The organism is Nocardia alba NBRC 108234 (assembly GCF_001612665.1).
Classification (GTDB): domain Bacteria; phylum Actinomycetota; class Actinomycetes; order Mycobacteriales; family Mycobacteriaceae; genus Nocardia; species Nocardia alba.
Window position 1 is genome coordinate 78,077 of sequence record NZ_BDAX01000025.1, and the last position, 14,217, is coordinate 92,293.

Here is a 14,217-nt window from a genome sequence, read left to right on the forward strand (position 1 = left end):
TGTAGCCACTTTTGAAGAACTCAGGCGAGATCGGCAACCCCAACAACCCCGTATCAGGCATCGGCGCCGGCGGTAACAATGCTGGTCCCGCGGCGCGAACCGTGCGTTCCAGCATCGAGCTCGCCCCGGAGTCGGTATTCGGTTTCCTCGGCTCGGCCGACCAGAATCTTCGTCAGCTGGAGAAACTCCTCCCGGCCGACATCCATGTTCGCGGCAATACCGTCACCATCACCGGTAAAGCGGGCGATGTGGCGCTGGCCGAGCGAGTGATCGAGCAGCTCGTGGCGCTGACCGGCCGCAATCGGGTGATCACCCCCGAGGCGGTCCGCCACACCATCTCGATGCTCACCGACGAGGGCGTGTCCGAGTCGCCCGCCGAGGTGCTGAGCCTGGATATCCTGTCGCGGCGCGGCAAGATCATCCGCCCCAAGACGCTGAACCAGAAGCGCTATGTCGACGCGATCGACGCCAACACCATCGTGTTCGGCATCGGTCCCGCAGGCACCGGCAAGACCTACCTGGCCATGGCCAAGGCGGTGCAGGCCCTGCAGTCCAAGCAGGTCACCCGCATCATCCTGACCAGGCCCGCGGTCGAGGCGGGCGAGCGGCTCGGCTTCCTGCCCGGCACTCTCAACGACAAGATCGACCCGTACCTGCGTCCGCTCTACGACGCCCTGCACGACATGATGGACCCCGAAGCCATCCCCAAGCTGCTGGCCTCGGGTGTCATCGAGGTCGCGCCGCTGGCGTACATGCGTGGTCGCAGCCTCAACGATTCGTTCATCATTCTCGACGAGGCGCAGAACACCACGGCCGAGCAGATGAAGATGTTCCTCACCCGCCTCGGATTCGGTTCGCGGATGGTGGTCACCGGTGACATCTCGCAGGTCGACCTGCCCAACGGGCAGCGCTCGGGCTTGCGCGCGGCCGCCGAGATCCTCACCGATATCGACGACATCCACTTCTCGGAGCTCACCAGTGCCGACGTGGTCCGGCATCGGCTGGTCTCCGACATCGTCGACGCCTACGACCGCTTCGAATCCGAAACCCGCGCGGTGCCGGGCCCGCACTACCCGGGCAATCGGGCTCAGCGTCGCGCCGCGGACCGAGCGGATCGGCGGTAGAACTCGCGGTTCGGTTACCCGCGCCACGCTGGACCGATGGCGGTTTCGTCGGTGCATCGCCAGTTCCGTACCCTGAACAGGTGAGCATCGAGATCGCCAACGAATCGGGTATGGACGTTCCCGAAGAAGACCTGGTCAACGTCGCACGCTTCGTGATCGGCCGGATGGACGTCCATCCGGCCGCCGAGCTGTCGATGGTGCTCGTCGATCTCGACACCATGGCCGACCTGCATGTGCGCTGGATGGATCTGCCCGGTCCCACCGACGTGATGTCGTTCCCGATGGACGAGCTCGAGCCCGGCGGTCGTCCCGACAGCCCGGAGCCCGGCCCGTCCATGCTCGGTGACATCGTGCTGTGCCCGGAGTTCGCGATGGGTCAGGCACAGAAGGCCGACCATTCGCTCGATCACGAACTGGCGCTGCTCACTGTGCACGGTGTGCTCCACCTGCTCGGCTACGACCACGCCGAGCCGGAGGAGGAGAAGGAGATGTTCGCGCTGCAGGCGCAGCTGCTCGAGGAGTGGTACGTGAGCCTGCGCGAGGAACAGCGCCGCGCCGAACTGGCCGAGCGTGACGACCGGCTACTCGGCAAGGCGGGTTTCACCGCGCCCGGTGAAGGCCCCGCGTGACAGCACTGACCCTGATCACGCTGGCGATCGTGCTGATCGGCATCGGCGGGGTGTTCGCGGGCGTGGATTCGGCGCTGAACACGGTGTCGCGCGCCAGGCTCGACGATATGGTTCGCGAGGAGCGCTCCGGCGCCGCACGGCTGCGCAAGATCGTCGACGATCGGCCACGCTATGTGAATCTTGTTGTCCTGCTGCGTATTCTGTGCGAGATCACCGCCACTGTCCTGCTGGCGGCGGCGACGCTGGACCTGTGGAACGAGAGCACCGCGCTGCTGGTCACCGCCGCGCTGATGGTCGTCGTCTCCTACGTCGTGATCGGCGTCGGCCCCCGTACGCTCGGTCGTCAGCACGCCTACTCGATCGCGTTGGCCGCCGCGGTGCCATTGCAGATCATCGGCGCGGTACTCAGCCCGGTCAGCCGCCTGTTGATTCTGCTCGGCAACGCCATTACTCCCGGTAAGGGATTTCGCAACGGCCCCTTCGCTTCCGAGATCGAACTGCGCGAGGTGGTCGACATGGCCCGCGAGCGCGGCGTGGTGGCCGACGACGAACGCCGGATGATCCAGTCGGTCTTCGAACTCGGCGACACCGCGGCTCGCGCGGTGATGGTGCCGCGCACCGAGATGGTGTGGATCGAGGACGACAAGACCGCCGCCCAGGCGATGTCGCTGGCGGTGCGATCCGGCCATTCCCGGATTCCGGTGATCGGCGAGAACGTCGACGACATCCGCGGCGTGGTCTACCTGAAAGACCTTGTGCCCTATGCCGATCGCGCTCGCAAGGTGTCGGTGGGCGAGGTCATGCGGCCCGCGATCTTCGTCCCCGATTCCAAGCCGCTCGACGAACTGCTCGACGAGATGCAGCGGCGCCGCAATCACATGGCGCTGCTGGTCGACGAGTACGGCGGTATCGCGGGCCTGGTGACCATCGAGGACGTGCTGGAGGAAATCGTCGGTGAGATCGCCGACGAATACGACACCGACGAGACCCCGCCCGTGGAGGACCTCACCGACGGGCGCTACCGCGTCTCGGCGCGGCTGTCGGTGGAGGACCTGGGGGAGCTGTACGGCCTCGATATCGAGGACGACGACGTGGACACGGTGGGCGGGTTGCTCGCGCACGAGCTGGGCCGCGTCCCGCTGCCCGGCTCCAAGGTGACCGTCTACGGGCTGGTGCTGCGCGGCGAGGGCGGCGCCGACGCGCGCGGGCGGATGCGAGTCAACACCGTGCTGGTGCGCCGTGCCGCCGACAAGGCGGAGAAGAAGACCGACAAGCCCCGCAAGGGCGCGACCGACGAGGCAGGCGCCGACACCGATCCGGTGCGCGTGCCCGACGACAACGGAGAACACCATGAGTGAACTGAATGCCGAGGACAACAAACTGCTGGTGCTGGCGCGTGGCGCGCTGGGTCGTACCGGGGGTGCGAGCGGCGCCGCGGTGCGCGACACCGACGGCCGTACCTACGCGGCGGGCGAGGTCACGCTCTCCGCGCTGCGTCTGACCGCGTTGCAGGCCGCCGTGGCCGCCGCGATCTCCAGCGGCGCCGAGGGTTTCGAGGCAGCGGTCGTCGTCGGCGGTGCCGCCGAGGACGCGGGCATCGACGCCGTGCGCGAGGTGTCGCCGTCGGCGTCGGTCATCCGCACCGACCGCACCGGCGCCGTGCTGAGCGAGGTGCGCGGTGGCTGATTCCGGCAAGGAATTCCGTTCCGGCTTCGTCTGTTTCGTCGGCCGCCCCAACACCGGCAAGTCCACGCTCACCAACGCGCTGGTCGGCACTAAGATCGCGATCACCTCCTCGCGGCCGCAGACCACCCGGCACACCATCCGCGGCATCGTGCACCGCGAGGACGCCCAGCTGATCCTGGTCGACACCCCCGGTCTGCACCGTCCGCGCACTCTGCTCGGCCAGCGCCTCAACGACCTGGTCCGTGACACCTATTCCGAGGTCGATCTGATCGCGTTGTGCATCCCGGCCGACGAGAAGATCGGTCCCGGCGATCGCTGGATCGTCGAGCAGATCAAGATGATGGCGCCCAAGACCAAGATCCTCGGCGTGGTCACCAAGATCGACAAGGTGGGCCGCGACGAGATCGCCCACCAGTTGATGGCACTGTCGAAGCTGCTCGGCCCCGAGTCCGAGGTGGTGCCGGTGTCGGCCGTGAAGGGCGAGCAGGTCGAGGTACTCGTCGACGTGATCGCCTCGCAGATGCAGGAGGGTCCGGCGTTCTATCCCGACGGCGAGATCACCGACGAGCCGGAGGAAACCCTCATGGCCGAGCTGATCCGCGAGGCCGCCCTCGAAGGGGTACGCGACGAACTGCCGCACTCGCTGGCCGTGGTCATCGAGGACATCGAGCCCTACGAGGCGAACGAGGACATGCTCGAGGTGCACGCCCTGCTCTACGTCGAACGGCCGAGCCAGAAAGCGATCATCATCGGCAAGAACGGCGCCCGCCTCAAGGAGGTCGGCACCAATGCCCGCAAACAGATCGAGCATATTCTCGGCACCCGCATCTACCTGAACCTGCACGTGAAGGTGGCCAAGGATTGGCAGCGCGACCCGAAACAGCTGGGGAAGCTGGGCTTTTGACCGTTTGACTGTCGGCGGTACGGGGTATCGTTCGGCGAACACGTCGGTTGGTTCGGCGTGTTTCGCTGATCGTCCGGGGGAGGCCGTCGAAGTGCCCGATGCCAATGATGTCGGCAAGCTGCTGGAGCTGCTGCGGGCGCTCGAGATTCCCGATGCCCGCCCGCGCGTGCTGCGCGCCTTGGTCCACGGGCGGCGCACGCTGCCCCGGCCGATCGTCGAAGTCGTCGGCGTCACCGGGTATCCGGGGCTGGTCGGCGAGCTCTACAGCTGGCTCAGCGAATCCGGGGGCAGGCGGGCGACGCCGCGCGCCAAGGTCGACCTGCGCGCGCCCGACCTGCCGCGCATGCTGCTCACCCCCGACCTCAACGCGATCGACGCGGGCCCGCACGCGAATGATCCGGAGATCCCCGGCCACTGCCTGCCGATCGTCCAGCAACTGGTGGCGGGTTTCGCCGCCGACGACACCGCGATGGGCGCGATCAAGTTCCCGCACTACCGCACCGCCGACTGGCTGACCCGCCAGCGGGTGACCGCCGACGAATCCGAGGCGCCCGACGAGTTGCGCCGCAGACTGCCCAAACTGTTGCGCAGCGGTTCCCCGACAAGCCGCTCCGACACCGCCGAAGGCGTTGCGGGCGACACGATTTCGCGAGTGGTCTTCGGTGTCCTCGCGCTGTGGCCGGTGCTGCGGTTGTGGCTGTGGGTGTCGGGGCGCATTCCCGGCATGTCGAAGGTGACGCGATGGTTCCTGCACCAGCGCTACCTGGCGCCCGAATTATCGGGCAGCTTCCTGGGTTTCGCGTCCCGGCTCACCGCGTCGCACCGGGTCGACGAGAACGAGGAGCAGGTCGCCAAGCTGCTCGTGCACGCGTTTCTCGAGGACCTGCGCGACGCCTACCGGCGCCGGATCTGGCGCCCGTCGAGCTGGCGGCGCACCGCGTATCCGGTGGCGTTGCTCGGTGGCCTCACCGAAGGCAGCGACGGCGCGCGCATCCTCACTTGGATCAACGAAATCCGTAATGAGACGGGTCTTTTCGATCCGTTGGTCGTGGTGGCGCTGCGTACCGAGGGGCCGAGCCGCGAGGTCGGCGAGCTCTCCCACATCAGTGATCTGCGCCCGCTGCGCACCCTGGAAAGCATCGTCGATCTTCCCGCTCCGCAACCGCCCGATCCGCTACAGGAGTGGGTGCGCGAGATCGACAACCGGCGTACCCATCGGCAGGCCGATGCCTGGTTCCTGGCCTTGCGCGCGATTCTGCCGCCCGACACCGCACCGCGTGTCGGCGATGCCCGATTCCGTGGTCTCGCGCTGCCGCCCGCGCCGCCGCTGGCCGCGCGCAGCTGGTTCGTCGGTCTGTGTGTGCTGATCCCGATCCTGCTGGCCGTGGCCGCGACACTGGTCTACTTCCCGCCGCTGCGTGGCGCCGAATGTTCGCACTGGCCGTGGACCGATGGCGTCTCGGTGAGTCTGCGCGACGGTGAGTGTGTCGGCTACAGCGACAACCCCCGCCAGATCTTCGCCGACGACCCCGAGCTGTCAGCGACGCAGCGAGAAGTGTTTCGGCTCAACGTCGCCGCGGCCGACGCGCGCGAGAAGAACCCGAATCGGCCCCTGATCTCGCTGGTGTACTTCGCCGGCCTCAGCTATGTCGACACCAATGTGCGCTACCCGCACGCCCAGGTCGAGGAACTGGCCGGTCTGGCGGTGCAGCAGCAGCGCGCGTTGCTGGCGTCGGATGAATCGGAACCGTTGCTGCGCATCATCATCGCCAACGGCGGTTCCGACATGCGCCAGGCCGGGTGGGTGGTCGACAATCCGCTACGCGAGCTCGTAGCCGGCGATCCCAGCGTGCTCGGCGTGGTGGGGATCGATCGCAGCAACGACGAAACCCGCAGGGCCATCACGCGGCTGGGCGAACTCGGGGTTCCCGCGGTGGCCACGACCCTGTCCGCCGACGGTCTCGATCAGGCTTCGCCACTGTATTTCCAAGCGGCGCCGAGCAATGCCGTGCAGGCTCGGCTCGTCGCCGACTATGTCCAGGGCGCCCGTGACCGCAATGGCGCGCCCCGCTACGACAAGGTGGCGATCTATCACCCCGAGGCCGTCGGTGACCTGTATGTGACGACCCTGGTCGAGGATCTGCGTAAGGAACTCACCACCCGTGGGGTGGCGCAGGAGAGCATGAGCTGGCGCGAACAGCAGCAGCTCTACCGTTTCCCCGCGCCGTGCGAGACCGCCGGATTCGACCGTCGCACCCTGCTGTTCTTCGCGGGCCGCAACGACGACTTCCCGACCTTCGCCAAATCGGTGAGCCGCGGCTGCCTCAGCGGCCAGGGCCCGGCGATCCTCGGCAACGACGCGGTGACCAGGCTGATCACCGATCCGAAGGCCACCGCGGCACTGCCCGCCAATCTCACTGTGCGCTATGTGTCGAAGGCGTCGCCGGTGATGCTCGGGGGCGCCGATTGTGTCAGCGGCGTCGGCAAGCTCGGTGACCAGCCGGTGCCGTTCGAACACGAGCAGCTGTGTACCGAACTGGCGAAGTTGATCGAAGCCCTGCGTGGCTATCCTGACCTCGCCGACTACCGGCCCACCTGGGCGGGCGATCGCACCGGTCTGGCCTTCGACGTGAGTGGCCTGTTCATCCAAGCCGTGCGCAACAGCCGCGGCGTGCTGGCCGATCTCCCGCCCAATCGCACCGCCATCGCGGTCCAACTGCGCGAGGGCGACTATCGCGGTGTCACCGGCACGCTCGGCTTCTCGACCAGCCGCGTCGCCGACGGATCGTCGATCGCGGTCCTGGTCACCACCGCGGTCGGCGGGGCGGGCCCGCAACGGTGTCTGATGATGTTTCCCCGGCAGTCCGGCCAGGACGGGTGCCCCTCCGGTACGAAGAGCGACCTCGAGGGATGGGCGGAACCGGGGCGCTAGGGACTTGTCACCACCACTGCGCGGGACGGTGACGTTCCCAGCGCAGTTCCGATTCCAGCTGGGCCGCGAGCGAGATCAGTCGCGGTTCGCTGTCGGCGGTGCCCATCAGTTGCGCACCGATCGGCAGCCCGGAGTCGGTGAATCCGGCCGGCACGTTCACGCTGGGCCAGCCGAGTACGTTCCACGGCCACGTGTACGGGCACGCTGCGGTGATCAGGTTGTTCGTGGCACCGAAGCCGATCCCGTCGATCTCCTCGACCTGCGGCGCCGGGGTCGCGGTGGTGGGTGCCAGCACCACGTCGAAGTCGTCGAAGAACGAGCCGATGCGCTTGCGCAACAAGGGTTCCGCGAGCCGGGCGGCGGTGAGCACAGGCCCGCCGAGCACGCGGCCGATGCGCGAATTGGCGGTGGTTCTCGGGTCGACGACCGCGCCCGGCATGTCCCGGTGTACCCGGCTGATCCCCGCCAGCGAGCGCGGCAGGAAGGACGCGCCGATCATCAGCCCGTAGTGCAGGTCTGTCACGGTGACGGTATGGCCGAGCGTGCGCAGGGTGGCTGCCAGCGCGTGCACGGCCGCCGCGATGCGTGGATCGAGCACGGTCTTGGTCGCGGTGTACGGAATGCTCAGGGAGAGCGCGATTCTGAGCCTACCGGGATCGCGTCCGACGGCCGCGCTCGCCTCGATCGGCGCGGGCGTGTGCCGGTCGCCGTCGTGTGGTCCGGCGGCGATGTCGAGCAGCAGCGCCGCGTCGCGCACCGTGCGCGCGAGGGGCCCGTTGACGGTGAGTCCGTTGAACGCCTCCGCCAGCGGCCAGGTGGAGATGCGCCCGCGCTGCGGCTTGATTCCGACCAGGTTGGTCCACGAGGCCGGGATGCGCACCGATCCCGCGCCATCGGAACCCAGTGCGGCGGGGACCAATCCGGCCGCGACCGCCGCCGCGGACCCACCCGATGACCCGCCCGGCGTGCGCGTGTGATCCCACGGATTGCGGGTGTAACCGAACGCGTCACCGCTGGTGAACGGCAACTGTCCCAGTTCGCAGGTATTGGACTTGCCGACGATCACCGCACCCGCCGCACGCAATCGGCGCACGGATTCGGCGTCCGCGGACTTCGGCGTGAAGTCCCCGCCACAGCCGAACGCGGTGATCTCGCCGCTGATGTCGGTGTCGTCCTTGACCGCGATCGGCACACCGAGCAGCGGCAGCCGCACTCCCGCCGCCCGCCGCGCGTCCGCCTCTGCCGCTTCCCGCAGCGCGGCCTCGCGACGCACGACCCGGAACGCGTTGAGCGTCGGCTGCGACGCCTCGATCCGGTCGAGTGCGTCGGTGACGGCGGCGACCGAGGAAACGCTGCCGTCGGCCAAGGCCGAGGACAGTCCGGTGAGGTCGAGATCGGCCGAGGAATTCGGCGCGATGTGGTCGGGCGCGGACATGTGAACTCCGTCTCTGCGGGTACGTGGCTCGACCGTAACGCGAAGCTGGTCACCCGTCCACATCCCCTAGGGTGGGTATAGACATACATACCGAATGTATGTAACAGTGGAGCGGTCACCATCCGACCAGGGGAGGACCCATGGGAATCAGCTCAGCACTCGGCCCGGCACACGAGATCGCCCTGTCATCCGGCCGCATCCGCTACCACGACACCGGCGCCGGCTCGCCGGTCGTGTTCGTCCACGGACTACTTGTCAACGCCGACATCTGGCGCGACGTCGTGCCCGGTCTCGCCGCCGCGGGCCACCGCTGCCTCACGCCCGACTGGCCGCTCGGATCCCACACCATCCCGATGCCCGACGCGGATCTCAGCCCCACCGGCATCGCGGACCTGATAGCCGAGTTCCTCGACGCGCTCGACCTCACCGACGTCACGATCGTCGCCAACGACACCGGCGGCGCCCTCACCCAGATCCTGATGACCCGGCGACCGGAGCGGATCGGGCGCGTCGTGCTGGCCGCCGTCGACTGCTACGACGTGTTCCCGCCGCAGCCTTTCGCGAGCTTGCTGAAGGTGGCGAGGATTCCCGGCGTGATCCGCCCGCTGCTGGCGCCCATGCGCTTCGGATTCATGCAGCGCCTGCCGCTCGGATTCGGGATGGTCACCAAACACGCGCTGCCGCGCGAGATCGCGCAGTCCTATCTGGGACCCGCTCGCAGCAATGCCGCCATCCGCGACGACCTGCGTCGTTTCGCCACCGGCGTGGACAACCGGTGCACCATCGCCGCGGCCGAGCGCTTCTCTACGGTCGACGTACCGGTGCTGGTCGTCTGGTCCACCGAGGACAAGCTGTTCCCGATGGCGCTGGCGCAACGGCTGGTCGCCGATCTCCCGAAGGCGAGCCTGCGCACCCTCGACAATTCCTACACCTTCATCCCCGAGGACCGGCCGGAGTTGCTCACCGAACTGATCGTGGAGTTCACTCGGCTGCATGCAGCGCCGTAGTCAGGAGGATCGCTCCCGCGTCACCCGAGCCGCACTCGAGCAGGCAGGCCGTCGCCTGTTCGCCGAGTGCGGCTTCGCCGGTACGTCCGCCGAGCAGTTGGTGGCTGCCGCCGGTGTCACCCGCGGCGCCCTGCACCATCATTACGGCGACAAGCGTGGATTGTTCCTCGCCGTGCTCGAACAGGTCGAGACCGAGGCCACCGAGGAGATCGCGAGTGCTATCGCCGCGGTCGATCGCGCCGACATCATCGGTGGGATGACCGCGGGTCTGGCGCGCTTCCTCGACATCTGCGCTCGCCCGGAAATGCTGCGCATCGTGTTGATGGACGCGCCGACCGTCCTCGGCTGGCCCGCTTTCCGCGAATTCGAAGCACGCCACGGACTCGGCCTCATCACCGCCGAACTGCAACGTGCCACCGACGCGGGCCTTATCCCGGTCGCCCCCGTCGCGGTACTCGCGCAGCTGCTGCTCAGCGCCATCACCGAAGCCTCACTCATCGTCGCCCACGCCGCCGACCCGGACCGGGCCCGCCTCGAAACCCAGCAGTCGCTGCTGTTACTCATCGCGGGTCTGCTCCAGTCCTGACCCGTGTCCGTGGTCGCGGTGTCGGGCGCGCGTGAAAGACTGGGCTCGTGCGGTTGTATCGGGATGAGGCGGTGGTGGTTCGCCAGCACAAGCTGGGCGAGGCCGATCGCATTGTCACGCTCCTGACCAGGCAACACGGGCTCGTCCGGGCGGTGGCGAAGGGGGTGCGGCGCACCAAGTCGAAGTTCGGGGCGCGGCTGGAGCCGTTCTCCTACATCGATGTGCAGTTGCACCCGGGGCGCACCCTCGACATCGTCACCCAGGTCATCACCGTGGAGGCGTTCGCCGCCGACATCATCGACGACTACGGCCGCTACACCACCGCATGCGCGATCCTCGAAACCGCCGAACGGCTCGCGGGTGAAGAACGCGCACCCGCCCCGAAACTGCACGTACTCACCGCGGGCGCCCTGCGCGCGATCGCCGCCAAACAGCGCCCCCACGAACTGATCCTCGACGCATTCCTGTTGCGCGCCATGGGTTTCGCCGGCTGGGCGCCCGCGCTCGACGAATGCGCCCGCTGTGCGACTCCCGGCCCGCACCGTGCCTTCCACGTGGCAGCGGGCGGCGCGGTCTGCGTGCACTGTCGTCCGCCGGGCGCGAGCACCCCCATCACCGGCGTACTCGATCTGCTCGTCGCGCTGTTGAAGGGGGAGTGGGCCTACATCGACGGCGTGCCCGACAACGTCCGCCGCCAGGCCAGCGGTCTCGTCGCCGCCCACCTGCAGTGGCACCTGGAACGCCAGCTGCGCACGCTGCCGCTGATCGAGCGATCCCGCATCGATCCCACGGACCGGCCCGACGCCGCGGTCGTGGGCCGGGTCGGCTGAGCAAACCCGGAGCCCGTGCAGCCCGCACCCGGCGATCAGGCAGGATGGACGCCGTGATCCTGCGTCGTGACTCTTCTCCCGCGAGCAAGGACGGCACCCGCACCGTGCGTCCGCCGTCCCAGCATCCCTCCGGCGCGCGTCCGCCCGCGATCCCGCCCGAGCTCGTTCCCAACCACGTCGCGCTGGTGATGGACGGCAACGGCCGCTGGGCCCAGGAGCGTGGCCTGCCGCGCACCGCCGGACACGAACGCGGCGAAGCCGTGCTCATGGACTCCGTCGAAGGCTGTATCGAGATCGGCGTCAAGTGGCTCTCGGCCTACGCCTTCTCCACCGAGAACTGGCGACGCAGCCCCGACGAAGTGCGCTTCCTGATGGGCTTCAACCGCGACGTGATCCGTCGCCGCCGCGACGAGATGCACGACATGGGGGTGCGGGTGCGCTGGGCCGGGCGTCGGCCTCGCCTGTGGCGCAGCGTGATCAAGGAACTCGAGGTGGCCGAAGAGCTCACCAAGGACAACGACGTGATGACGTTGACCATGTGCGTCAATTACGGTGGTCGTGCCGAAATCGCCGATGCGGCAAGGGAAATCGCGCGCCGGGTGGCCGCGGGTGAGATCGACCCGGAGAAGGTCGACGAGGCCACCGTCGCGAAGTATCTCGACGAACCCGATATGCCCGATGTCGATCTGTTCCTGCGGCCCTCCGGCGAGTTCCGCAGCTCCAACTTCCTGATCTGGCAGGCGGCCTACGCCGAATTCGTCTACCAGGACACGCTTTTCCCCGACTTCGACCGGCGTAACCTGTGGGACGCGTGCCTGGAATACGCCAAGCGCGATCGCCGCTTCGGTGGCGCCAAATGAGTGACGACGGAGCCGAGATGGACGCCACCACGGTCTCACCCGAGATCGACCTGCAGGCCCGCACCGGCGCCTGCCTGCAGATGCAGGACGTCGATGTCCGGGTGGACGCGGACGGTTCGCTCGGCTTCGAGTACGACGGCGCCCTGTGCTCGATCCGGGCCGTCACCCTCGCGCCCGGACTCACCGTGCTGTCGCTGACCAGCGTGCTGGCGTGGGATCGCCCGCTCAAGGCGGCATTGCACAAGCGTGTCGCCGAACGTAACAACGAGATCCAGTTCGGGTCGGTCACGCTGATCGCGCGCGGTCAGCTGGGCGATGTCATCCTGCGCTACACCTTCCCCGCCGAAGGCCTGGACGACGGGGCCCTCACCACCATGCTGCTGCTGGCGCTGTCCGGCGCGAGCCGAGCCAGGCAGGGTCTGCTCGCGCCGTAGCCCGTGACATCTGTCATGGGCCGATCGTGACACTCGGCTCAGGTTTCGCGGCTTCGTCCGCGCGAATCTTGAACCATGCCTTCACCACGAACAACCCGCGCGGCCATCGAGCTGCGCGACCTGCGCAAAACCTTTCCCGGCGGCACGGATCCGGTCCGCGCCGTCGACGGTCTCGACCTGACCGTGGAGCCGGGGGAGATCGTCGCCTTTCTCGGCCCCAACGGCGCGGGCAAGTCGACCACGATCGACCTGCTCCTCGGTCTGACCATTCCCGATTCCGGCACGGTCACGGTTTTCGGCGAAGCACCGCAGGATGCCGTGCGGACCGGCCGGGTGGCCGCGGTACTGCAGTCGGGTGGGCTGCTGCCCGACCTCACCGTCGGTGAGACCGTCCGCTTGGTCGCCGCCCTGCACGCCAGGCCGCGGCCGGTGCTCGAAGTCCTCGAGCGGGCAGGCATCGTCGATATCGCCGACCGCCTCGTCGGCAAGTGCTCGGGCGGCCAGCAGCAGCGGCTGCGGTTCGCACTGGCACTGCTGCCCGACCCGGACCTGATCGTGCTGGACGAACCCACCACCGGCATGGACGTGTCGGGCAGGCGGGATTTCTGGGCGGCCATGCGCGAGGATGCGGGCAGCGGCCGCACCGTGCTGTTCGCGACCCACTATCTCGACGAAGCCGACGCCTATGCCGACCGGATCGTGCTGGTGCGCGCCGGTCGCGTCGTCGCCGACGGCAGCGCCGCCCAGATCAGGAACCTGGCCGTCGGCCGGACAGTGGCGGCCACCCTGCCCGGTGCCGACTCGGCGTCTCTGTCGGCGCTGCCCGGTGTCGAACAGGTGGAGTTGCGCGGCGATCGGATTCTGGTGCAGGCCAGAGACTCCGATGACGTCGCTCGTTTCCTGCTCACTCACACCGCCGCTCATGACATCGAAATCACCACCCACAACCTGGAATCGGCGTTCCTCGCGCTGACCTCCGTTCCCGAAGGCGAGCGCTGACATGATCGAGACAATCCAGACCGCGACGAAACCGGTGCGCACACCTCGCCGCGGCGGCTTCAGCACGGCGTTTCTCGCACTCGAACTTCGCCGCATGCTCCGCAACCGGCGCACCATGATCTTCACCCTGATCATGCCGCCGGTGTTCTTCGTGATCTTCGGTCTGCAGGGCGGAAACCGAGACCAGTCCTTCGGGTCGGGCAACATCACCGGCTACATCATGGTGTCGATGGCGCTCTACGGCGCCCTGCTCGCGACCACCAGCGGCGGCGCGATGGTGGCGGTCGAACGTTCGCACGGCTGGACCCGTCAGTTGCGGCTGACGCCGCTGCGGCCGGTGGCCTACGTGGCGACGAAGGTCGCGGTCGCGATGTCGCTGGGATTGGTGGCGGTGACGACGGTGTTCGTCGTCGGCGCGTGCTGCGGTGCGAGCCTGACGCCGGTGGCCTGGGTGGCTTGCTTCCTGCTCGCGTGGGTCTGCTCGCTGGTGTTCGCGGCCTTCGGTCTGCTCATGGGTTACCTGTTGCCCTCGGAGAATGTGATGCAGCTGCTCGGCCCCGGACTGGCGATGCTGTCGTTCGCCGGCGGGTTGTTCTTCCCGATCCACGGGTGGTTCGCCACGGTGTCGAAGGTGCTGCCGACCTACGGGGTCGCCACCCTGGTGCGCACCCCGTTCGGTGATACCGGTGCGGGCACCATCGCGCTGGCCGTGGTGAACGTCGTCGCGTGGACCGTGGTTTTCGTGGTGGGCGCGGCCGCGCTGTTCCGCCGGGACACCGACCGTTGAGGCA

The 14,217-nt window shown here is 68.1% G+C and carries 14 protein-coding genes; 13 read left to right on the plus strand and 1 reads right to left on the minus strand.

The genetic code is table 11. The features are described from left to right. Window positions 1-59 precede the first annotated feature (59 nt). The 6 genes from NA12_RS25130 to NA12_RS25155 all read left to right on the plus strand — a co-directional run bounded on the left by NA12_RS25130 (window position 60) and on the right by NA12_RS25155 (window position 7,275). Entirely contained in the window at window positions 60-1,124 is a 1,065-nt protein-coding gene (locus NA12_RS25130; protein ID WP_067456514.1) for a PhoH family protein, read from the plus strand. Window positions 1,125-1,204: 80 nt separating this feature from the next. After that, the gene (ybeY, locus tag NA12_RS25135; RefSeq protein ID WP_067456258.1) at window positions 1,205-1,753 is read left to right on the plus strand and encodes an rRNA maturation RNase YbeY; all 549 of its coding nucleotides are present in this window, start codon (window positions 1,205-1,207) and stop codon (window positions 1,751-1,753) included. Next, window positions 1,750-3,111, plus strand: a complete 1,362-nt coding sequence (locus NA12_RS25140) for a hemolysin family protein (RefSeq protein WP_067456261.1) — start codon at window positions 1,750-1,752, stop codon at window positions 3,109-3,111. The genes ybeY and NA12_RS25140 overlap by 4 nt, the downstream gene beginning before the upstream one ends. After that, complete coding sequence (locus tag NA12_RS25145) at window positions 3,104-3,439, plus strand: cytidine deaminase-like protein (protein WP_067456264.1); 336 nt, start codon at window positions 3,104-3,106, stop codon at window positions 3,437-3,439. The genes NA12_RS25140 and NA12_RS25145 overlap by 8 nt, the downstream gene beginning before the upstream one ends. After that, window positions 3,432-4,343 carry a GTPase Era gene (era, locus tag NA12_RS25150; RefSeq protein ID WP_067456267.1) on the plus strand — a complete coding sequence of 304 codons (912 nt, stop codon included), beginning with the start codon at window positions 3,432-3,434 and terminating at the stop codon, window positions 4,341-4,343. The genes NA12_RS25145 and era overlap by 8 nt, the downstream gene beginning before the upstream one ends. A gap of 91 nt (window positions 4,344-4,434) precedes the next feature. Then, complete coding sequence (locus NA12_RS25155) at window positions 4,435-7,275, plus strand: ABC transporter substrate-binding protein (protein WP_067456270.1); 2,841 nt, start codon at window positions 4,435-4,437, stop codon at window positions 7,273-7,275. 7 nt (window positions 7,276-7,282) lie between these two features. On the opposite strand, the gene NA12_RS25160 is transcribed toward NA12_RS25155, so the two are convergent. Further along, window positions 7,283-8,710 (minus strand): amidase, encoded by a 1,428-nt coding sequence (locus tag NA12_RS25160; protein WP_067456273.1) that lies wholly within the window; start codon window positions 8,708-8,710, stop codon window positions 7,283-7,285. A 140-nt stretch (window positions 8,711-8,850) separates the two neighbouring features. Between NA12_RS25160 and NA12_RS25165 the strand changes: the two genes are divergently transcribed. From NA12_RS25165 to NA12_RS25195, 7 genes are all read left to right on the plus strand, one after another. Next, the gene (locus NA12_RS25165) at window positions 8,851-9,717 is read left to right on the plus strand and encodes an alpha/beta fold hydrolase (RefSeq protein ID WP_067456276.1); all 867 of its coding nucleotides are present in this window, start codon (window positions 8,851-8,853) and stop codon (window positions 9,715-9,717) included. Beyond that, window positions 9,704-10,303, plus strand: a complete 600-nt coding sequence (locus NA12_RS25170) for a TetR/AcrR family transcriptional regulator (protein ID WP_067456279.1) — start codon at window positions 9,704-9,706, stop codon at window positions 10,301-10,303. The genes NA12_RS25165 and NA12_RS25170 overlap by 14 nt, the downstream gene beginning before the upstream one ends. Window positions 10,304-10,350: 47 nt before the next feature. Beyond that, window positions 10,351-11,133, plus strand: coding sequence for a DNA repair protein RecO (recO, locus tag NA12_RS25175; protein ID WP_067456281.1), 783 nt, complete (start codon window positions 10,351-10,353; stop codon window positions 11,131-11,133). 44 nt (window positions 11,134-11,177) lie between these two features. Further along, a complete protein-coding gene (locus NA12_RS25180; protein WP_067456284.1) occupies window positions 11,178-11,993 on the plus strand; it encodes an isoprenyl transferase in 816 nt (271 codons plus the stop codon). A gap of 80 nt (window positions 11,994-12,073) precedes the next feature. Continuing rightward, window positions 12,074-12,427, plus strand: a complete 354-nt coding sequence (locus NA12_RS25185) for a YbjN domain-containing protein (protein ID WP_243655106.1) — start codon at window positions 12,074-12,076, stop codon at window positions 12,425-12,427. 75 nt (window positions 12,428-12,502) lie between these two features. Continuing rightward, window positions 12,503-13,426 carry an ABC transporter ATP-binding protein gene (locus NA12_RS25190; RefSeq protein ID WP_084473084.1) on the plus strand — a complete coding sequence of 308 codons (924 nt, stop codon included), beginning with the start codon at window positions 12,503-12,505 and terminating at the stop codon, window positions 13,424-13,426. 1 nt (window position 13,427) lies between these two features. After that, window positions 13,428-14,213, plus strand: coding sequence for an ABC transporter permease (locus NA12_RS25195; protein ID WP_132370208.1), 786 nt, complete (start codon window positions 13,428-13,430; stop codon window positions 14,211-14,213). Window positions 14,214-14,217 lie beyond the last annotated feature (4 nt).

What these genes read in the sequence shown, in the direction of transcription:
- NA12_RS25160 (WP_067456273.1), bottom strand. Translation starts at nt 8,710, where the DNA reads ATGTCCGCGCCCGACCACATCGCGCCGAATTCCTCGGCCGATCTCGAC.
- NA12_RS25170 (WP_067456279.1), top strand. Translation starts at nt 9,704, where the DNA reads ATGCAGCGCCGTAGTCAGGAGGATCGCTCCCGCGTCACCCGAGCCGCA.
- NA12_RS25145 (WP_067456264.1), top strand. Translation starts at nt 3,104, where the DNA reads ATGAGTGAACTGAATGCCGAGGACAACAAACTGCTGGTGCTGGCGCGT.
- NA12_RS25185 (WP_243655106.1), top strand. Translation starts at nt 12,074, where the DNA reads ATGCAGGACGTCGATGTCCGGGTGGACGCGGACGGTTCGCTCGGCTTC.
- NA12_RS25165 (WP_067456276.1), top strand. Translation starts at nt 8,851, where the DNA reads ATGGGAATCAGCTCAGCACTCGGCCCGGCACACGAGATCGCCCTGTCA.
- NA12_RS25195 (WP_132370208.1), top strand. Translation starts at nt 13,428, where the DNA reads ATGATCGAGACAATCCAGACCGCGACGAAACCGGTGCGCACACCTCGC.
- NA12_RS25180 (WP_067456284.1), top strand. Translation starts at nt 11,178, where the DNA reads ATGGACGCCGTGATCCTGCGTCGTGACTCTTCTCCCGCGAGCAAGGAC.
- NA12_RS25190 (WP_084473084.1), top strand. Translation starts at nt 12,503, where the DNA reads ATGCCTTCACCACGAACAACCCGCGCGGCCATCGAGCTGCGCGACCTG.